We start from the raw sequence: 21,129 nt of genomic DNA, 5'->3' as shown, positions 1-21,129 counted from the left end.
TTTAAGAGGAGGGCTTATTTTGGAAAAAGAAAAGCATTCCAATAATTCTTTTAATAAAACAACACGTTTTATGCAGTTTTTCGGTGGACGTGATATTTATTTCATTTTAGGATTATTGATACTGATAGGGTTAACAATATTTATTTTCCAACATGTTTCATTTATTTTTGAACCTATCGTTACGATTACGACAACTTTAATTGGCCCAATTATTGTTGCGTTTGTTGCATTCTATTTGTTTAATCCTTTAATTAATTTTATGGAAAGGTTTAACATCTCTAGATTATGGGGTATCATCATATTATTATGTGTAATTATCGCAGCATTTACACTAATTGTGACGTTATTAATACCTGTTGTGCAACATCAAGTTGAAAGTTTATCTAAAAATTTACCTACATATTTCGATGAATTTAGTGATAAATTAAAAGAGCTTTCTCAAAATTCATTTGTAGCGGATTACTATACACAAGCTCAAAATTGGTTCCAACAAAACTTTAGTGATATTCCAAAGAAAATATCTAATTCAGTAGGGGATTTCAGTAATAAGTTCCAATCATTTGTATCTACAATTACACATGTTGTTGTGATCATTATTACATTCCCATTTGTATTATTCTTCTTACTTAAAGATGGTGCAAAGTTTAGAAATTACTTTATTAGATTAATGCCACCAAAATTCAGAAAAGATACTCATGATTTAATTGATAAGATGAATGTACAAGTTGGTTCTTATATTCAAGGTCAAATGATTGTTGCTTTCTGTATTGGTGTATTACTATTTATTGGTTATTCAATCATTGGATTAGACTATGCACTAACTTTAGCAAGTATTGCTGCTGTAACAAGTGTTGTACCGTATTTAGGTCCAATAATTGCTATTTCACCAGCAATTATTTTAGCGGCAATTGATTCACCATTTATGTTATTGAAACTTGCAATCGTTTGGGCTGCAGTTCAATTTTTAGAAGGACATTTTATTTCACCGAATATTATGGGGAAAACAATGCAAATTCATCCTTTAACAATCATCTTTGTATTGTTATGTGCAGGTAATTTAGCAGGTATACTTGGTGTTATTTTAGGTATTCCAGCTTATGCTATTATTAAAGTAGCTGTGACACATCTCTTCACATTATTTAAACGTCGTTATAATAAGTATTATCAAGATGACTCAGGTCCATACGAGTTTAAAGATGAAGAAGTTGTATACGAAAAAGAATAAACAATAAAGATAGACTGCCTTTAACTTTTGAAGCTTAATGGCAGTCTTTTTTAAACATTTTAATTTATATATTTATATGGTATTATTTGGGAGTATTACAAAATAAAAGAAGGTTGGAATATGAGACTATTAAATCGAAAGAAAATTTTGCCAATATTAAAGGTTCTATTTATATGTATCGTATTATGCATCGTAGTATTTGTATTACATAATGAATTAGGGAAAATCGACTTTAAAAAGACAATCGTTCTTTTTAGAGAAATGAATACATTTTATTTTGTAGGCATCATTATATTAGGTGTACTTTCCGTTTCTGTTTTATCACTATATGACATGATGTTAAAACAATCTTTAAAAATCAGTTTACCGATACACAAAGTTTTATCCATTAGCTATATTATCAATACATTTAACAGTATTTTAGGCTTTGGTGGCTTAATAGGTGCTGGTTTAAGAATTTACTCTTATAGAAATGACGTTGAAGATAAGAAAGATTTAGTTAAAAGTGTTTCATTATTATTGTTATCCATGTTAAGTGGTTTAAGTTTATTATGTGCATTTATTGTATTTAGTGTTTTTAATGCGGATGCATTACTAGCTGATATTTCATGGGCTAAAATTGTCATATATATTGGCAGCTTGTTTCTTCCATTATTTATAGCTGTGTCGTATTTGAAACCATCTATAAGTCGAGATAGATTACTTGGTTTTAAATTTACAATTGTATCTGCACTCGAATGGATTGCTGCGAGCTACTTATTATTTGTCATTTTAAAAGCATTACATATTCACGTAGACTTTTCACACTTAGTCGGGATATTTGTAGTTGCTGCCTTATCAGGATTAATTAGTATGATACCCGGGGGATTTGGTGCATTTGATTTAGTGATCTTATTAGGTATTAAGTCGCTTGGTGTACCTGAAGAAAAAGTATTATTAGCGTTGTTACTTTATAGAGTTGCTTATTATTTCTTCCCATTCATAATCGCACTTGGTTTATCTACATTTGAATTTGGTAGTATCGCTAAAAAATACATCGAAGAAAGTAAATTCTATACACCGGCAGTTGATACAACATCGTTTATCAAGTCTGTTCAAAGTGACTTTATGACTAAAGTACCAACATTAGCACTAGGTTTATTATCAGGTATTACAGGCTTTGTGCTTTATTTTAATCACATATTAATCTTATATGATGCAATTTACTCACATCATTATACTTTTTATTCAATCTTATTAGCATTACATACAGCTGCTACACTCATGTTACTGATTTGTGCCAAAGGTGTAATGTCTGGTACGATGCGATCGATTCTTATGAGCATTATTTCTGTCATCGTGATGTTAGTCGTATCCATATTAACAAATAGTACAATCATAGCATTTTTATGGTTAGCGATACTTTTAGTATTATTATTTATCGGTTACAAAAATGCACTCGTTGTCAAAAAGATAGTAACACCTATGAAAATTGTTTTAAGTGGTGTATTAATTTTAACAATGTTTATCTTCAATAGAATTGTTACTAAAAATTATTTAAATTTATATCCACATGAAGTTACTAAATTTGATAAATATGCCGTGTTTACAATGTTCTTGATTGCACTTGCGATATTGTGTTTAATCGGTATGTGCATAACATATATACTTTCAAAAAAATTCCAAAAAAGTTTATATACAAATGCCAGTTATGAAACAATACAATCCATTATCGATCAAAATCAAGGTTCATATGTGAGTCACTTAGCATTTACAGGAGATAAATCATTTTATGTTAATAAAGATGAAGATGTCTTTATTATGTATCGACATACGATGAATGCAGTTATCGTGTTAGGAGATCCAGTCGGTAACTCGGATAAATATCATGCCGTATTAAAAGAATTTTATGATCAAATGCATTTTTTAGGGCATGATATTATTTTCTATCAAGTACAAAGTAAATTACTATCTTTATATCATGATTATGGAAATGTCTTTTTCAAATTAGGTGAAGAAGCACTCATAGACCTCGAAACATTCAGTTTATCAGGAAAGAAAAAACGTGGTATGCGTGCAACTCATAATAAAATGGCATCAGAAGGCTATCAATTCGACATAATAGAAGCACCATATGCACAAGATAATATCAACATATTGAAATCTATTAGTGATGGCTGGTTAGGTGACAAGAGAGAAATGAGTTTCTCAGTTGGATCATTTGATGAAGATTATTTAAATAAAGCACCTATTGCAGTTATAAGAAATGACAGCAAAGAAATAGTAGGTTTCTGTTCATTAATGTATACGAACTATAATGATTCAATTTCAGTGGACTTAATAAGATGGAACAAAGAAGTTGATTTACCAATGATGGATGCTTTATATATCCATATGTTATTATGGGCACAAGAACAAGGCTATAAACAATTTAATATGGGAATGGCTACATTATCTAATGTAGGACATAATCAATATGCATATTTAAGAGAAAAATTTGCAGCAAAAGTATTTGAAAATATGAATGGATTATATAGCTTCCAAGGATTACGGAATTATAAACAAAAATTTTATCCAGATTGGGAACCAAGATATTTAGTATATCGTAAATATAGTTCATTATTATGGAATTTAATAAGAGTATCTTTAACAATTAATCATAAATAAAAAGAGTCTGTGAGATAATTCCTAACTTAAATTAAATAACACCTCATACCACTGATTTATTCAGTATAAAATGAGGTGTTATTTTTTATAATCTACGATTTTGTTCGTGCATGCTTGCCTAGGGTATGGTTCGAGCCTGTAGTCTCTCACTCATACTATTCCCTCAGGCGTCAGCACTATACAAAATCGTTCCAAATTTCCAATTTTATACAAAAAAATAAGCGCTCTCGTATTCCAGAAAATGATATTGCACATTATGTTTTTTAGTTAAATCTCACTTTTATTCATTAATAGAAAATACTAAATGCAGAATAAAGTATTAATAATGACATAACAGTATTGAAAATATAATGATATTTATTGAGGTATCTTTTTAAGTAGTGTCCTAATACGCCCCATACAATAAGGCAAGTCCAACCAATAATAATTGTTAGTACCATATATACAAATGGTTTGTAATTGGAATTAGGGATAATAAAGACACCTAGTAACGTGATATAAAATAATAATGTTTTCATATTTAAAATTTGTAATAAAAATCCAGCTTTAAAAGTAGAAAATACATCACCAATTTCATCGTTTTTACTAGCAGTAAACGTTTTATAGGATAGATACAATAAATATATAAAACCAAATATTTTCAGTGTTTGTTCAACTGCTTCAATATATTCATCAAATAAGTATAAACAAATAGAAGCTAAAATAGCTAAAAATAAAAAACCTGCTAATATACCAAGTATAAATTTTTTTGCACCTAATAAACCATGTTTCTTTGTAGAATTCATAATAAAAATATTACTTGGACCTGGCGTAATAGATGTTACAAAAACATAAATTAAAAACGCAGACATGTTCTTCACCTCTATATAAATTTTAATGTCTTTTTGGTTATAAGTGAAATTAATGTTATTATTAATGCATTAATAAAATTAATGGGTGATTGAATGAATATAAAGCAGTTAAAAATTTTAAAGACACTTATAGAAACGAAGAGTTATACAAGAACAGCAGAATTACTAAACTATACGCAATCAAATGTATCTCAACAAATTAATCAGTTAGAATCAGAATTGAAGAATGAATTATTTATATACTCAAACAGAAAATTGATTGAAAGTGAGTTTCTTTTAAAAATATTACCTTTAGTTAATGACTATATTTCGACACACGATCAAATTATTAAATTATCGAATGAGGACATGACTAATAAATTAAAAATAGCAGCACCTGAATCATTAGTAACAACAGGGTTAAGTGAAGTTATAAAAATTTTTTTAGAAAAATTTCCAAATACAGAATTTGATTTACTCAATAATACTTGTAGCAAAAATCAAGCATTACTAATTAATGGTGAAGTAGATATAGCTTTTGTGATTAATACTGGAATCCAAAATAATGCAATAAAAAAACATAAATTAAGTGATGATGAAATTGTTATTGTGGCACATCATTCTGCTCCAGATACATTAGATGAGTTGTTAAGTAGTAGAAGATATAATCATTTTGTAATAAATGAAAAAGACAGTACTTATCGCACGATGTTTGAAGATTTTTTAAGTAGTAACTTAAAGGAAGTTTCTAAAAGAACAGAATTATGGAGTATAGATGCAATTAAGACATTTTTAATAGATGATATGGGATTTAGTGTATTGCCATATAGAACTGTAGAGAAAGAAATAAATTCAAATAGGCTGAAAATCATAGAGGGAAATGAGCAATTTCCTACTTTTTATTCATTTGCTTTAACAAAGAAGAAAAATTGGGATAACAATCTCATTGATTTATTTATTCAAGAAGCAAAAATATATATGGGAAGAAATATGAAAAAGGAAAAATAGATTGAATAACTAATACTAGTAGTAATAAATTTGTTGTTTATAATACAAAAAAACTTTCATAACCATTCCTTAAAAAAGGTGTTATGAAAGTTTTGTTTTTTATTTAATTAACACGTGTTTCTTTAATGCGTTTATACCATAAGTATAAGACGTATAGTACTGCTATTGCGATAATTACAATAAACACTTTAGAATACATACCTACATATACGAGAATTTGATGCCAATGATTGCCTAACATTTTACCGAGCATAATTAGAAATATATTCCACATACCTGTGCCGATTGCTGTTAAAAGTATAAATACGGGTAAGTTCATTTTAGTTATACCGGCTGGTAATGAAATGAGTGTTCTAACGATTGGGATAAAGCGTCCTAAGAAGATAGCCCAATGTCCATATTTATCTAACCATTGTATAGTCTTATCTAAGTCTTGTGTTTTGATACCTATATATTTGCCACGTTTATGTATAAATTTATATAAACGTTCTTCACCTATAAGAGCACCGATACTATATAATACAAGTGCTCCGAGTACAGCACCTAAAATTGTAAGTAAACATACAATTATGATATTCAACTCTGACTGTGAAGTCATGAATCCAGCAAATGTTAATATGATTTCAGAAGGGAAGGGGTGTATAACATATTCTAAAAATACGAGTATGAAGACACCGATATATCCATAATGCGTCATATAATCAGTAATCCATTGTTCCATAATGTTCTCCTTTTATATCTTAAATACTGATAGATGTTATATAAAAATAACAGTATAGCATAATTGTATACGATACTGTTATGCTATACTTGTTTATTTTAAACTTTGTCTAATTGTTTGTTCTTCTTGATATCTTTCAGGATTCTTCTTATAAAAATCTTGATGATAATCTTCAGCTTTGTAAAAAGGCTTATATGGTAATAGTTTTGTAACGACTGATTTTCCTTTTGGTAATTCTTTATTGAGTTGTTCGATATACTGTTCAGCAAGTTTCTTTTGATCAGCATTTGTATAGAAAATAGCTGTTTCATATTGTGTACCTCTGTCTTGGAATTGTCCATTAGCATCAGTAGGGTCAATAATTGCAAAATATATTTCTAGCAGTCTATTATATGAGAATAAAGCTACATCATATTGGATTTCGACAACTTCATAATGTCCGGTATCACCTTTTTTTACTTCTTCGTATGTTGGATTTTCAGTTGTTCCACCCATATAACCTGAAGTCACTTTATCTATTCCTTCATATTGGTCAAATGGCTTAACCATACACCAAAAGCATCCTCCTGCAAAATACGCTTTATTCATATTCATGATATTTTTACCATCCTTTATTCAGTCTCAAGTCTTATTTTTAAGTTAGCTTTGCAATTTTTCTTGATTTTTAGTATATAAATTGGTTAACTTAATGTATGAGTCTCATTATAATATAATTAGACTCAATTTTGAAGATAAAAGGTTGGTAACAATGACTTCGCATAATCAATCAGAAACTGAAGATAATCGTCAAACGAATATACCTACAAGAAGAAAAAAGCGTAGAATTAAAAAAAGACCTTTTATTTTCTTAGGTATAATCTTACTTTTAATTGGACTTGGATTTTATATTAATGCTTCTTATAAATCTGGTTTGAAAGTTTCATCAGATAACGGTAAAAAGCAGCAATTACATAAATTCAATAGTACAACGCGGAATGATGGTAAAGTAAATGTGCTCGTATTAGGTGAGGACCGCAAAGTAGATAATTCACAACCTAGAACAGACTCAATTATGATTGTTCAATATGATTACTTGAAAAAAGATCTCAAAATAGTATCAGTCATGAGAGATATTTATTCAGAAATCCCAGGTGGCTATCGTAATTATAAGATTAATACTGCATATTCATTAGGCGGACCTGAATTATTACGTAAGACATTGAAGAAGAACCTTGATATTGATCCGGAATACTATGCAATTATCGATTTTGATGGATTTGAAGAAATGGTCGATGAAATTGCACCTAAAGGCGTTCCAATCGATGTTGAAAAAGATATGTCTGCAAAAATTGGTGTTTCTTTAAAACAAGGGCAACATAATTTAAACGGGAAAGAATTATTAGGTTATGCGCGCTTTAGACATGATGAAGAAGGTGACTTTGGTCGTGTTAGAAGACAACAACAAGTTATGACTGCATTAAAATCAGAATTGATGAGTGTGGATTCAGTTGTTAAAGCACCGAAATTAGCTGGTATTGCTAGAGGTTATGTTAATACCAATTTAGATGATCAAACAATTTACAAAACGGGAGCTAGCTTCTTAGCTAGAGGCGATAAAGATATTAAGACGTTAACAGTCCCTGTTAAAGGTTCTTATACAAATGAGAATGATATTGAAAATGGGGCAGTATTAAAAATCGACAAAGAAAAAAATAAAGAAGCAATTAAAAAATTTCTTAACGATTAATCATTGAGGAAACTAAAAAAGCAATAAATGGTCATTTTGACCATTTATTGCTTTTTATATTGATATAGTTCTTATGAATCAGATTTACGAGTACCAGCAACACCATAGTGTTCAGGTTTCATTTCTTCAATAATCACATGAATATTTTCTTTTGGTGCTTTTGCATTTTGATGAACAGCTTCTGTAACATCTTTTACAAGACCTTTCAATTGTTCATCAGATCTACCTTCAATTAATTTAATGTTTACGATTGGCATTATAAACGCTCCTTATTATATTGAATATTTGCTGAAGGACCACTATCTCCATTCCAGTCTGTTTGACCATCATCTTCTATGAATTCAATGTTCACATCTTCAACATGAGATAAGTCTAACAATTTTAATATAATCCGTTTTCTGATATCTGACAACTCTTTAAGTGTATAATTGTGATTAACTTCTAATAAACATTCTATATGAAGTGCTTCACCTTCTTTAATAACAGCGAGTCTTTTAATATCACTAATTGCTTTATCATCTAATATGACACGTGAAGCATGTATTTCAGATTCATGATCTGCAATACCAAGAACGCCTTGAGCATTTTCAATGAAGATAATACCCACAACTACAAACATCATCACACCAATGATGACTGAAGCAATACCTTCTAACATACCCAATCCTGTTAATCTTGCGATAATGATTGAAAGAACGGCAATAATACCACCACCAGTTGCAACAGTATCTTCCATGAATACTAATTTTGTTGCAGGTTTAGCTTTACCAATCATTAAATAACTTTTAGTAAATGGTGTCAGTAATCCTTTACTGCTTTCACCAGCTTCTTCCAAGATTTCTTTACCAGCTTTTCTTAATACAGTACCTTCTAAAATAATACCGATACCTAGAACAGCGATATTAATCCAGAAGAATAATATTGGTCCGCCAGTTTCATTGGGATGAACAATATGGTGAAAACCTTCTTTAACTGTCTCATAAGATAAAATACCTACAATAATAACTGCTATTAAACAGACGAGGTTAATTAATCTTCCGTATCCAAGAGGAAACTTCTCATTTGGACTTCTTTTAGAAAATGCTGATCCTAAAAATACAAAAAGTTGGTTTGCTGCATCACCGAAAGAGTGCATCATTTCTGCAAACATAGCGATGTTTCCTGTAAAGATAAAAGCGAATAACTTTAAACAACCTAAAATAAAGTTAACGACTGCAGCAGAAAGCGAAGATTTGCTTCCTTTTTTAAGTAAATTAATGAAAGCTTTCATAAAAAACTCCTTTAAAATATTTTTGTTTTGATTATACCACTATAATACCCAAATTCATTATAATATAAGTATCTTTATTTAAATATCATAATAATATTATGTAAACTATAAATGTTAATTGAAATTTTTTAAACCATCATTTAGGTAATCTGTTATACTATTTATATAGATATATTAATTAAGTTATACTAATTCTCGACTATTTTAATGTAACTTAATAATAAAATTAACTTATTACACATTGTGCGCTTGTTGTCACTTTTTAAATGAAAGTATAAGGTTTATAATAGTAGTAATACATAGATTAATTCATACAAATTATTCATTTGTATATTTTTTATGGACATATATTTAGTCGAAATGGTTAATATTGAAAGGGGCTCTGTAGTTAATTATGAATGCTTTACATAAGAAAACAGATGTAATATTAATTGGTGGAGGCATTATGAGTGCTACTTTAGGTACAATGCTTAAAGAATTATCACCAAACTTAGAAATTAAATTATTTGAAAAATTATCAAAACCTGCTGAAGAAAGTTCTAATGAATGGAATAACGCTGGAACTGGACATTCAGCATTATGTGAATTGAATTATACTAAAGAAGAGGCGGATGGTTCAGTTAATATTGATAAAGCTATTCAAATAAATGAACAATTTCAATTATCAAAGCAATTTTGGACATATTTAGTAAACAAAGGTAGTTTAACAGATCCACAATCATTTATTCGTCCTGTACCACATATGAGTTTTGTGTATGGAGACAAAAATGTACAATTTTTGAAAAATAGATGTGATGCATTATCAAAAAATCCATTATTCAATGGTATGACATTTACGGATAATCTTGAGACGTTAAAGCATTGGATGCCACTTATGATGGAAGGGCGTTCGAAAGATGAAACAATTGCCGCAACTAAAATTGAATCTGGTACGGATGTAAACTTTGGGAATTTAACGCGCTCATTATTAAGTGACTTAAAAGATCAGGGTGTTGAGTTAAATTATAATCATTCTGTTCAGAATATTCGAAGAAATGAAGACAATTCATGGCAATTAAAGATCTATAATGCCGAAACTAAAAAGGTTGAATATCACAATACTCAATTTGTGTTTATCGGTGCTGGTGGCGGTAGTTTACCACTTTTACAAAAGACAGGCATTAAGGAAGCTTCTAATATTGGAGGTTTCCCAGTTAGTGGTTTATTTATGGTATGTAATAACGAAGATATTATTGCTAAACACGATGCTAAAGTATATGGTAAAGCAAAAGTTGGCGCGCCACCAATGTCTGTGCCACATTTAGATACTAGATATATTGAAGGTAAACGTTCATTATTATTTGGACCATTTGCTGGATTCTCACCTAAATTCTTGAAAACTGGCTCTAACTTAGATTTATTTGGCTCAGTGAAACCGAATAATATCTTTACGATGTTATCAGCTGGTTTAAAAGAAATGGGATTAACGAAATATTTAGTAGAACAAGTCTTATTGTCAGATGAAAAGCGTTTAGAAGAACTAAAAGAATTTATACCGACTGCTAAGTTAGAAGATTGGGATATCGTAATCGCTGGTCAACGTGTACAAGTCATTAAAGATACAAAAGAAGGAGGAAAGGGTACATTACAATTTGGTACTGAACTTGTAACAAGTGAAGATGGCTCTATTTCTGCGTTATTAGGTGCATCTCCAGGTGCTTCTACTGCTGTACACGTTATGTTGCAGTTACTTGAAAAATGTTTCCCTAATGAATTTGTAAACTGGGAAGATAAAATTAAACAAATGATACCTTCATTTAGAACAAATTTATCTGATAATCCAGAATTATTTAATGAAATTAATACATCAACTTCGAAAGCTTTAGGTTTATATAAGTAAGTTTATGTTGAAAATTGACGTTTGTTAAAAAAATATCAATTATAATTAAAAAAATCCTCTTTAATCACTTTAAATTTTAGTTTAATCGAGTTAAACTATCTTTAATGAAGATTAAGGGGGATTTGTATTATGTTTGAAAAGTTACTTACCTCTATAGGTGTCGGTAATCTAACAATCGATACGCGTTTAGAAAAGATGACTTTTAATGAAGAAGAGCCCATTAAAGGTAAAGTAATATTTAAAGGCGGTTCATGTGATTTAGAAGTTAAATATATTGAATTGTCTCTTATTGAACGTGTCAATAATCAAAATGAGGATAGTGATTTTTCGGAATTTGATTATGAATTGCATAAGCATAAAGTTAATCAATCCTTCTTGATTAAGAAGAAAGACCACCAAGAATACGAATTTGAATTTAAATTAGAACAAATTGAATTCAAAGGCGAGCCAGAAGAAATATTTTTAAAGACACATGTTCATATCGATCAGTCAATTGGTGCTGATGACGAAGAAAAATTAAGTATAGTACGATAACTTATAATGAAGTCTTACAAAGTTGACCTATAACAGGTTAATACTTTGTAGGACTTTTTTATTTAGATAAATAAATCTCTTGAAATAGAACATGTGTTCGTATATAATAGTGGTACAAACAAATGTTCTGGGAGGTGATGTGATGTACAATTACAGTGATTTCCAAGAGAGATATATTTTATGTTTAAGTCATCATAACTTTTTTGCAAATGTGTCATGTGTTTCTAAAGGTATTAACCCAAATGAATATAAATTAGCTGTTATTTCTGATACGAAAAGGCAAGGCGCTATCGTTATTTCTGCTACTGAGCCGTTACAAGAATTAGGAATCAAGACTGGTTCAAGACTATTTGAAATACCACATAGAAATGATATCTTTATTATCAATCCAAATATGAAACAATATATAAACTATGCAAATGCTATTTATAAAGTATTACTTAAATATGTACATGCAGATGATATCCAACAACATCGTATAGATGAAATTTTTATTGATGTGACACATTATTATAAACAATATTGTGATAATCCAATTGAATTTGCTGCAAGGATCCGAACTGAAATAGAACAAGAAACGCAATTAAATTGTCATATAGGTATTGGACCAAACATGTTGTTAAGCAAGTTGGCTTTAGATAATGAGTCTTACCAACATGATCAATTAATTGGAGTATTAAATTATAGCGATATAAGAGATAAAGTGTGGCCGATACATCCATTGCATAAAGTGTGGGGGATAAATGATCGGTTAGAAAAGGAACTAAATGAGCTTGGTTTATATACTGTTGGAGATTTAGCACGCTATCCAGTTAATAAATTAACACAATTATATGGCAAGATGGGTAAGGAATTGAATTTAATCAGTAATGGTATAGATACTAATATCGTACGTGAAACACATAGTATTTATAATCCGGACATTAAATGTGAAGTCGCGCTTGAAAAACAATACCAATATTATGAAATGAAAGAAATCATTCTTCAACAAGTGGAACGTTTAACGAAACAATTAAGATCTAGAAATTTATTAGTTAAGACCATTGCTTTTTCACTGAAAAGTAATGCCAATACAATTTCTAAATCTTACACTTTAAAAGACGGCACGAATATTACGATGGATATATTTAGAGTAATCTGGAGTTTTACAGAACAGTTATGTGATAAACAGGAGAAGTATTCATCATTAAATATTTCGCTTACACAACTCGTGCCAGAACGAGCTCGTGAATTGAATTTATTTATAGATACATTTGAGCGAGAACGTGATGAAGCATTAGTGTTGCTTACTAATGAAATGAGTGTCAATAACACATATAGTAGACAAGAAGAAAGTAATCATCATTTAATTAAACATAACTGAAATATAATAATTAATCGTTTTGTGTTTAAAATGTAAATTTTATTAACATTTGACAAACTCTTTGCACATTTATATACTTATTTTGATTAACAATCAAATATGGGGAGTGGTGCATGGTGATTAAACAAGTTACACCTTATCTTTACTTTAACGGAACTTGCGAAGAAGCGTTAGGGTTTTATAGTGAAGCCTTAGATGGAAGCGTAAGAGAATCACAAACTTATGGTGACGCAGGTGTAGATGCCTCCGAAGATCCTAATAGAATTATACATGCACAATTAGAAGTTAATGGTCATTTATTTATGTTTTCTGATATACCAAATGACGATGATTCACTTCATAAGAAACACAATATATATATTGTGTTAGAATTTGAGACAGAAGAACAAATTAATGAAGTTTATAATATTTTTAAAGAAGGTGGACAAGTTCAAATGGAACTTGGACAAACTTTCTGGGGACAGACATATGCGAAAGTAATCGATCAATTTGGTATAGGTTGGGATTTAACTTATACACATCAATAAAATAAAGTATAAAGAAAAACCATAAACAATTTTTGAGTAAAGTTTATGGTTTTTTAATCTAGTCATTTAATGAATTAACAATTTCTCCCCACGCTCTTTTTCTGTGAGACTGCATAGCTAATCGTGCGGCATGCTTATCTTTAGCTTCTATACATGCAATAATAGCTTTATGTTCAACGATAGATTGATAAGGAGCAGGTCGGTCATTGATCGTAAATAGTCTAGCTCTATATAATTGGTCTGCATGTATATTAATAACGCTACTTAAGCGTGTATTATTTGCAAAACTAATTAAATCCGCATGAAATTGATCATCTAATATAGACCATTCGTATAAATTATTCTGTTCAAGTTGTTCTTGCTGTAATGCAATTAAATGCTTTAAATGTGCTATATTTTCTTCTGTCACTTTTGTTGTCGCTAATTCTACTGCTAAACCATCTAACGTTTCAGTGATTTCATAGATTTCCTTCAAATCATGTTTTTTTATCGGATTGATATGAAAGCCACGCCTCGGAATTAAAGTCAATAATCCTTCAGTTTGTAATCTTACTAAAGCTTCTCTAACAGGCGTACGGCTCATTTCTAAAGCTTCAGCAATTTCCCTTTCTAAAATTGTTTGACCTGGCTCTAGTATTAAATTTTTAATCGCGATACGTAATATATGATAAGCACGAATAGGTAATCGCTGTTCATCTAACTGCTTAGCGATGTCTAGAAGTTTTCCTTTTAAAGAATCATATTCAGTTTGATGTTCCTCTGACATATCTCACCCTCCTCAAAAAAATACACGTCTTTCTTAAAATGAGTTTCCCTCATTATACCAGAAAGACGTGCGGTTATATAAAATGATTAAGAATAAAATTATTGCTTTACATTTGAATGTAAGTTCTCAATAATTGAATCTGCCATTTCTTTAGTTGATGTATTGCCACCTATGTCTATTGTAAGTGCGCCAGAACCTGTCGCTTTCTTAATAGCTTCATTGACTTGATTCGCTTCTTCTTTTAAGCCTAAATGATCTAACATTAATGCTGCACTACCAATAGCTCCAATAGGGTTTGCGATTCCTTTACCAGCAATATCCGGTGCAGAACCATGAACAGATTCAAACATGCTTGGATAACGACGATCTGGGTTTAAGTTTGCACTTGCTGCAATACCTAAACTGCCTGCTAATGCACTACCTAAGTCAGATAATATATCTGCTAATAAGTTAGATGCAACTACGACTTCTAAATCTTCTGGATGTAACACAAAGTGTGCCGCCATAGCATCAACTAACCATTGATCAGTTTCAACATCAGGATATTCTTTGCTCACACGTTTAAATACATCATCCCATAATACCATTCCATATTGTTGCGCATTACTTTTAGTAACACTTGTTACTTTTTTACGTTTACGCTTTCTTGCAGTTTCAAACGCATATCTAATCACACGTTCACAACCTTTTTCTGTAAATAAAGATGATTGAACGGCTACTTCATTGCCTTCACCTCTACCAGTAAAGTTACGACCACCAACACCAGAATATTCACCTTCAGAATTCTCACGGATTAGTACCCAATTTAAAGATTCAACATCAGGATGATTTAATTTACTTTCAACACCTGGTAAAAATTCAACTGGACGAATATTTGCCCATTGGTCAAAACCTTGGCATATAGCAATTCTCAATCCCCATAAGCTAATATGGTCGGGAACATTTGGGAACCCTACAGCACCAAAGTATATAGCATCATAGTCTTTTAAAGTTTCTAATCCATCTTCAGCCATCATGCGACCATTTTCTAAATAGTACTCACATCCCCAAGGGAAGTAATCAAAATCAAATGAAAATTGATTATTGGATTGCTCTGCTAAATGATCTAATACACGAACCCCTTCGTTAATAACTTCTTTACCAATACCATCACCTGGAATGACAGCGATTTTAAATGTTTTTTGTTGTGACATGATACATAACCTCCTGTTTCTTTGTGATACATCCATTATTAAATAATGTATACGTTGTTGTCAATGTATAACTTAAAAAGAAAAATATTTCACTAATTCATTGACTTAATGTATACGTTAATGTATGATGATTGAAATGAAAACGCTATCAAATTTTGAAATAAGGGGTGCTTAGAATGGACGGTTCAATAATTACTTTAATATTTTTAGTATTTGCAATTGTTATGTTTGCTTGGGAAAAGATACCGTTAGCAGTAACTGCAATGATTGTCGCAATAGGGTTAGTTATAACAGGCGTGCTCAAACCTGAAGAAGCTTTTGCAGGATTTGTCGATAGTAACGTACTATTATTTATGGCCATGTTTATTGTTGGCGGTGCGTTTTTCGAAACGGGAATGGCTCAAAAAATAGGGGGAATCGTCACAAAATTTGCTAAAACTGAAAAACAATTAATTATTTCTGTTATGTTAATAACTGGTTTAATGTCAGGTGTACTTTCTAATACAGGTACTGCCGCAGTTTTAATACCAGTTGTAATTGGTATCGCAGCAAAATCCGGTTTCTCAAGATCTACTTTACTCTTACCATTAGTTTTTGCAGCTGCAATGGGTGGTAACTTAAGTTTAATTGGGGCGCCAGGTAATATGATTGCACAATCAGCACTTAAACAAATAGGTGATGGGTTTGGATTTTTTGAATATGCAAAAGTAGGGTTACCAATTCTGATTATCGGTATATTATATTTCACTTTAATTGGACATAAATTATTACCAAAAAGAGAAGAAGTTGATCTTGAAGAAGATTCAATATATGCTCAAGAAGTTGATTATTCAAAGGTTCCAAAATGGAAACAAGTTATGTCTTTAGGCGTATTGATTTTAACCGTTATTGCAATGATTTTTGAACAGCAAATAGGTATTGCGTTACATGTTTCTGCATGGATTGGTGCTCTAGTATTAATAGCAACCAGAGTTATTCCAGAGAAAAAAGCAATGAGATCAATTGATATGAATACGATATTATTATTTGTAGGTTCACTTGCTTTAGCAAATGCTATTCAAGTATCTGGTGCAGGAAAGGTTATTGCCAGTACGTTAATAAGTACTTTAGGAAAAGACCCTTCTCCTTATGTATTATTATTTGTTATTCTCGTGTTATCTGCTACGATGACGAATTTTATGTCCAATACCGCAACAACTGCATTATTAGTGCCAATTAGTATATCTATAGCAAATGGTATGGGGGCTGATCCTAGCGCTGTATTGATGGCGACTGTAATCGGTGGTTCACTAGCATTTGCGACACCAATTGGTATGCCTGCTAATACAATGGTTTATGGTCTTGGAGGATTTAAGTTTAAAGACTATGCTATTGCGGGTATCCCACTTATTATTTTATCTATCATTGTTTCAATGATTCTGTTACCAATATTCTTCCCATTTTATTAATTAAATCTGTTAATTTTACATTTTTTCTGTAACATATAAATAGAACGAAATCTTAAGAAGGTGGCGATATTCATGAAAGTATTAATTGCACCAGATTCCTTTAAAGGTAGTATAGATGCGCTAAGTGCTGCGCAAGCGATAGAACGTGGCATTTTAACAGTAGATTCAGAAACTAAAACGTTTCTTCTTCCAATGGCAGATGGTGGAGAAGGCACGATGATTAATTTAGTGCAAGCTACTGAAGGAACAGTAGTTGAATTTAATAGTATAGATCCATTATCAAGACCTATACAATCAAGTTATGGTATAACTGGCGATGGAAAGACAGCTATTATCGAACTAGCAACGAGTTCGGGTATTGATTTACTTAAACGAGAAGAACTTAATCCGATACATACGACCACTTATGGTACAGGATTACTTATTAAAGATGCTGTTGAAAAAGGTATTAAACATTTTATTGTTTGTTTAGGTGGAAGTGCTACAAATGATGCGGGTATAGGATTGTTACAAGCATTAGGATATCAATTTCTAGATGAAAATGGTGTAGATATACCATTTGGTGCACAACATATTCATAATATTGAAACGATAGTTGAATCAAACGTTATGCCACAAATTAAGGATGTTAAATTTGAAATTGCTTGCGATGTGACGAATCCATTTGTCGGTAAACAAGGTTCAAGTTATATATTTGGCCCTCAAAAAGGTGCCACACCAGAAATCGTTGAGAGGCTAGATCAGTCACTTATTCATTTTGCAGATGTTATTAAGACATTTAAAGGCAAAGAAATAAGCAATATAGAAGGTGCTGGCGCTGCAGGTGGAACAGCAGGCGGCATGTTAGCATTCTTAAATGCAGAATTAAAAAGAGGTATCGAACTAGTAGTAGATTTTGTGAATTTTAAAGATATTATTAAAGAAAATGAAATAGACTTGATTATCACTGGTGAAGGTAAAATCGATGGACAAACTTCTGGAGGAAAAGTCATATCAGGAATTGCACAAATTGCAAAATCTTATCAAATACCTGTTATCGCAATTGGTGGTACAGTTGAGAGGCCATTGTCAGCACTTCATGAGCAAGGTTTAACTGCGGCATTTAGTATTGCAAATGGTCCAATAACTTTAGAAGAAGCGATGAATAATGGTGATAAACTCATTGAACAACAAACTGAACAAATTTTTAGAGCGCTTAAATTGAATTAATAAAAAGAGGTGGGAAATTATCCCATCTCTTTTTAATGATTATACCGATATTTCTGAACTTGATGAATAATAAAGACGCCACATATCATGAATAAGATAGCTAAAATAAGTGTGAATTTAAAATCAATTATACTTGTAATAAGTAATGCAATCGTTGTTACAACACCATTAAATATAGCAATCGGTACTTGGGTCTTATTGTGATCTTTATGGTCAGCACCAGCACCTGTTGATGATAGTATGGTCGTATCTGATATTGGAGAACTATGATCCCCAAAGATACCTCCAGAAATAACGGCTCCTATACAAACTGCTAACGAAATGTCTAAATGATATCCTAATGGAATTGCGAGAGGTAACATAATAGCAAATGTTCCCCAAGATGTTCCGTTTGCGAAAGACATACATGCACCTACAAGGAATATTAAAGCAGGTACAATAGCAGGTGGGATTGTGCCATCGATGACTTGAACGATGTAGTTAGCCGTTCCTAATTTGTCCAATACACTTCCTAAAGACCATGCTAATACTAAAATAACTAAAATATCTGTCATATTTTTCATACCGGACGTATAAATATTTAATGATTGGCTAATTGTTTTAACTTTATAAAATAACATTAATAAGATAATTGAAATAGCTGCAAAGAAATAAGATAAACTTAAAGCTATTCTGAAATCTTTACCTTCCACACTTTGGAACGGGAAGCCTTTAGGTGCTAATAAAGTAAACAATGAAACAATTAAAATGACAATAGGTAACCAAATTAGAATGGGTTTACTTTTATTTTCCACATCTTTATCGACTTCCACACTTTCTCTTAATGGCTTCGCATTGTCCCAATAAATTTGACCAGTATTCATTATTCGATCCTCAGCTGACTTCATAGGTCCGAAATCTAATTTTAATAAAATGATGAGAGGAACGATTAATACCGCAAGGACTGGATAAATAAAGTAGGGTAATGAAACCATAAAGGCATCCCATGAGGACATATCTATACTTAATCGCTTAAATTCTGTATCAATTAACCCCATAATATAAACGCCCCAACCAATAAATGGTACCATTACAGAAACTGGCGATGCAGTTGAATCAATAATCCAAGCTAATTTTTCTCGAGAAATCTTCGCTTTATCAAATAAACTTTCATAAATTGGTCCAACAATTAAAGGTGTGCCCATTTCAGAAAAGAATATTATAATACCACTAAACCAAGCAGCGAGTTGAATTTTGATACGACTTTTCGCACCGGATATAAATCGATTTGCAAATGTCTTAGCACCACCTGAATTCTCAAGCAATGCGACAAATCCACCGATAAACACTAATAAAATAAGAATTCCAGCATTATATTCATCCGCAACTGTGCTGTACAAATAATCTCCAAGTAATTTTTTTAAAGAAGATATTGGATGAAAACTCGTTAACAAGAGTATGCCTGAAAATAATCCTAAAAATAATGAAACAATAACACTTCTTGTAAGTAATACCATAATAATGGCTATAATTGGAGGAATAATCGACCAAAAGCCAAAATGATCCATAAAATTACCCCCTTCAAAATATTCTGAAATATGTAATTATTTAATCTTCACATATAATGACGAATAAGTAAATATGATATTAATAAATTAGCAATGATATGTATTCTTATGCGAAGAATTTGTGACAATTATATATAACAAAATGACAAGTATAGTTGTCATTTTGACTATAATCATGTATATTATAAATGTAGGTGGTGGTCAAATGAGAAATAGGGTAAAAGAGTTAAGAGCTCGGGAAGGATTTAACCAAACTGAATTGGCTAAAAGAGCAGGTATTTCAAGACAAACAGTTTCTTTGATAGAACGGAATAACTTTATGCCATCTGTATTGACTGCTGTAAGAATAGCAAGAATACTCAAAGAAAATGTTGAAGATATTTTCATATTCGAGGAGGATGAATTATGAAAAAGAATAAAATTATGTTAATTGGTAACTTTATATTATATATGCTGATCGGTGGTTTAGTAGGTGGATTACTTACAAGTATTTTTAAGAAAGGTCACGACTTTTTAGAAATTGAACTTACAACAGTGCAAACTGATATTACTGCCACCATTTTAACTATTGTATATATTATTTTAATAATCATCTTAATTAATGTTTATAAAAAAGCTGAAAAATATAGAAAATATGAAACAAACCCAGAAAATGAAGATGAAATAGAAATACAGTTAGAAAAAACATTAATTTACCCACCCATATTGCTTGGTATCATTATGACAATAGCATTAACAATCTTAAACATCGTCATTAACTTAACAAAAGAACCAAGTATGCTGTCATTGTTAATTGCAATCGTTTCATTAATATCAACAGCACCAATATCATATATGCATTTATCTAAATTGAGAAAATTATATCCAGAACGAAACTATCCAAAAGCAGGAGATAAACAATTAAACGAAAAAATGATTGATATGATGGATAGTGGAGAACAGTATATTACATTAATTGCACTACAAAAAACTTATACACTGAACCAACAATTAATAATCGGATGTATAGCACTAGCATCAATTTTCTCAATTTCTTCAGACAATAATCAATTCTTTAGTGTGTCATTATTGATTATTTTATATTTAGTCAATACAATGTATTACTCTAAAAAAGTATCAGAATCAATATAAAAAAACTGCCTAATAGGTAGTGACCCCCCAAAGTTAGAGTTTCCATTATGCTATTAATTGGCTGGATTGAGTTCGGTATTGTACTGGACTTCGTCCAGCCAATTTT

20 protein-coding genes are annotated in these 21,129 nt (G+C 30.8%); 12 read left to right on the top strand and 8 right to left on the bottom strand.

The annotated features are described in order from the left end of the window. Nucleotides 1-19: 19 nt before the first annotated feature. Both LQ686_RS07950 and mprF read left to right on the top strand, forming a co-directional pair. The gene (locus LQ686_RS07950; RefSeq protein WP_103360562.1) at nucleotides 20-1,225 is read left to right on the top strand and encodes an AI-2E family transporter; all 1,206 of its coding nucleotides are present in this window, start codon (nucleotides 20-22) and stop codon (nucleotides 1,223-1,225) included. A 120-nt stretch (nucleotides 1,226-1,345) separates the two neighbouring features. Beyond that, nucleotides 1,346-3,871 carry a bifunctional lysylphosphatidylglycerol flippase/synthetase MprF gene (gene mprF, locus LQ686_RS07945; RefSeq protein ID WP_239733257.1) on the top strand — a complete coding sequence of 842 codons (2,526 nt, stop codon included), beginning with the start codon at nucleotides 1,346-1,348 and terminating at the stop codon, nucleotides 3,869-3,871. 287 nt (nucleotides 3,872-4,158) lie between these two features. Here the strand turns inward: mprF and LQ686_RS07940 are convergent, their stop codons facing one another. After that, nucleotides 4,159-4,722 (bottom strand): LysE family translocator, encoded by a 564-nt coding sequence (locus LQ686_RS07940; protein WP_103360560.1) that lies wholly within the window; start codon nucleotides 4,720-4,722, stop codon nucleotides 4,159-4,161. Nucleotides 4,723-4,815: 93 nt separating this feature from the next. Between LQ686_RS07940 and LQ686_RS07935 the strand changes: the two genes are divergently transcribed. Further along, nucleotides 4,816-5,709: a LysR family transcriptional regulator gene (locus LQ686_RS07935; protein ID WP_119594249.1), complete on the top strand. Its 894-nt coding sequence runs from the start codon at nucleotides 4,816-4,818 to the stop codon at nucleotides 5,707-5,709. A gap of 103 nt (nucleotides 5,710-5,812) precedes the next feature. On the opposite strand, the gene LQ686_RS07930 is transcribed toward LQ686_RS07935, so the two are convergent. Together LQ686_RS07930 and msrA are read right to left on the bottom strand one after the other, a co-directional pair. Then, on the bottom strand, nucleotides 5,813-6,430 hold the full coding sequence (locus tag LQ686_RS07930; RefSeq protein WP_103360558.1) for a DedA family protein: 618 nt from the start codon (nucleotides 6,428-6,430) through the stop codon (nucleotides 5,813-5,815). A gap of 93 nt (nucleotides 6,431-6,523) precedes the next feature. Beyond that, nucleotides 6,524-7,024, bottom strand: coding sequence for a peptide-methionine (S)-S-oxide reductase MsrA (gene msrA, locus LQ686_RS07925; RefSeq protein WP_103360557.1), 501 nt, complete (start codon nucleotides 7,022-7,024; stop codon nucleotides 6,524-6,526). 154 nt (nucleotides 7,025-7,178) lie between these two features. Between msrA and LQ686_RS07920 the strand changes: the two genes are divergently transcribed. Then, nucleotides 7,179-8,156 (top strand): LCP family protein, encoded by a 978-nt coding sequence (locus LQ686_RS07920; RefSeq protein ID WP_037587964.1) that lies wholly within the window; start codon nucleotides 7,179-7,181, stop codon nucleotides 8,154-8,156. A gap of 71 nt (nucleotides 8,157-8,227) precedes the next feature. On the opposite strand, the gene LQ686_RS07915 is transcribed toward LQ686_RS07920, so the two are convergent. Together LQ686_RS07915 and LQ686_RS07910 are read right to left on the bottom strand one after the other, a co-directional pair. Beyond that, nucleotides 8,228-8,413, bottom strand: coding sequence for a 2-hydroxymuconate tautomerase (locus tag LQ686_RS07915; RefSeq protein ID WP_037560206.1), 186 nt, complete (start codon nucleotides 8,411-8,413; stop codon nucleotides 8,228-8,230). Further along, nucleotides 8,413-9,426, bottom strand: coding sequence for a cation diffusion facilitator family transporter (locus LQ686_RS07910; protein WP_107565603.1), 1,014 nt, complete (start codon nucleotides 9,424-9,426; stop codon nucleotides 8,413-8,415). The genes LQ686_RS07915 and LQ686_RS07910 overlap by 1 nt, the downstream gene beginning before the upstream one ends. A gap of 394 nt (nucleotides 9,427-9,820) precedes the next feature. Here LQ686_RS07910 and mqo point away from each other — a divergent pair, with 394 nt between their 5' ends. The 4 genes from mqo to LQ686_RS07890 all read left to right on the top strand — a co-directional run bounded on the left by mqo (nucleotide 9,821) and on the right by LQ686_RS07890 (nucleotide 13,729). Further along, complete coding sequence (mqo, locus tag LQ686_RS07905) at nucleotides 9,821-11,305, top strand: malate dehydrogenase (quinone) (protein ID WP_107565602.1); 1,485 nt, start codon at nucleotides 9,821-9,823, stop codon at nucleotides 11,303-11,305. A 129-nt stretch (nucleotides 11,306-11,434) separates the two neighbouring features. Further along, nucleotides 11,435-11,839: a sporulation protein gene (locus LQ686_RS07900; protein ID WP_025905962.1), complete on the top strand. Its 405-nt coding sequence runs from the start codon at nucleotides 11,435-11,437 to the stop codon at nucleotides 11,837-11,839. A 142-nt stretch (nucleotides 11,840-11,981) separates the two neighbouring features. Beyond that, nucleotides 11,982-13,202 (top strand): Y-family DNA polymerase, encoded by a 1,221-nt coding sequence (locus tag LQ686_RS07895; RefSeq protein ID WP_103360554.1) that lies wholly within the window; start codon nucleotides 11,982-11,984, stop codon nucleotides 13,200-13,202. A 113-nt stretch (nucleotides 13,203-13,315) separates the two neighbouring features. Then, entirely contained in the window at nucleotides 13,316-13,729 is a 414-nt protein-coding gene (locus tag LQ686_RS07890) for a VOC family protein (protein WP_180991426.1), read from the top strand. Between the two features lie 58 nt (nucleotides 13,730-13,787). Here the strand turns inward: LQ686_RS07890 and LQ686_RS07885 are convergent, their stop codons facing one another. Together LQ686_RS07885 and LQ686_RS07880 are read right to left on the bottom strand one after the other, a co-directional pair. Further along, nucleotides 13,788-14,495, bottom strand: a complete 708-nt coding sequence (locus LQ686_RS07885) for a GntR family transcriptional regulator (RefSeq protein WP_103360553.1) — start codon at nucleotides 14,493-14,495, stop codon at nucleotides 13,788-13,790. A gap of 98 nt (nucleotides 14,496-14,593) precedes the next feature. Next, a complete protein-coding gene (locus LQ686_RS07880) occupies nucleotides 14,594-15,688 on the bottom strand; it encodes a tartrate dehydrogenase (protein ID WP_103360552.1) in 1,095 nt (364 codons plus the stop codon). Between the two features lie 176 nt (nucleotides 15,689-15,864). Between LQ686_RS07880 and LQ686_RS07875 the strand changes: the two genes are divergently transcribed. Both LQ686_RS07875 and LQ686_RS07870 read left to right on the top strand, forming a co-directional pair. Continuing rightward, entirely contained in the window at nucleotides 15,865-17,136 is a 1,272-nt protein-coding gene (locus LQ686_RS07875) for an SLC13 family permease (RefSeq protein WP_103360551.1), read from the top strand. Between the two features lie 72 nt (nucleotides 17,137-17,208). Beyond that, the gene (locus tag LQ686_RS07870) at nucleotides 17,209-18,345 is read left to right on the top strand and encodes a glycerate kinase family protein (protein WP_103360550.1); all 1,137 of its coding nucleotides are present in this window, start codon (nucleotides 17,209-17,211) and stop codon (nucleotides 18,343-18,345) included. A 32-nt stretch (nucleotides 18,346-18,377) separates the two neighbouring features. On the opposite strand, the gene LQ686_RS07865 is transcribed toward LQ686_RS07870, so the two are convergent. Beyond that, nucleotides 18,378-19,892, bottom strand: coding sequence for a Na+/H+ antiporter NhaC family protein (locus LQ686_RS07865; protein WP_103360549.1), 1,515 nt, complete (start codon nucleotides 19,890-19,892; stop codon nucleotides 18,378-18,380). 205 nt (nucleotides 19,893-20,097) lie between these two features. Between LQ686_RS07865 and LQ686_RS07860 the strand changes: the two genes are divergently transcribed. Next, nucleotides 20,098-20,301, top strand: a complete 204-nt coding sequence (locus tag LQ686_RS07860) for a helix-turn-helix transcriptional regulator (protein ID WP_103360548.1) — start codon at nucleotides 20,098-20,100, stop codon at nucleotides 20,299-20,301. Beyond that, entirely contained in the window at nucleotides 20,298-21,023 is a 726-nt protein-coding gene (locus LQ686_RS07855; RefSeq protein WP_103360547.1) for a DUF3169 family protein, read from the top strand. The genes LQ686_RS07860 and LQ686_RS07855 overlap by 4 nt, the downstream gene beginning before the upstream one ends. Nucleotides 21,024-21,129: the final 106 nt, after the last annotated feature.

Source organism: Mammaliicoccus sp. J-M41, assembly GCF_022385935.1.
Lineage (GTDB): Bacteria > Bacillota > Bacilli > Staphylococcales > Staphylococcaceae > Mammaliicoccus > Mammaliicoccus sciuri_A.
This window is presented reverse-complemented; position numbering and strand designations above follow the sequence as displayed.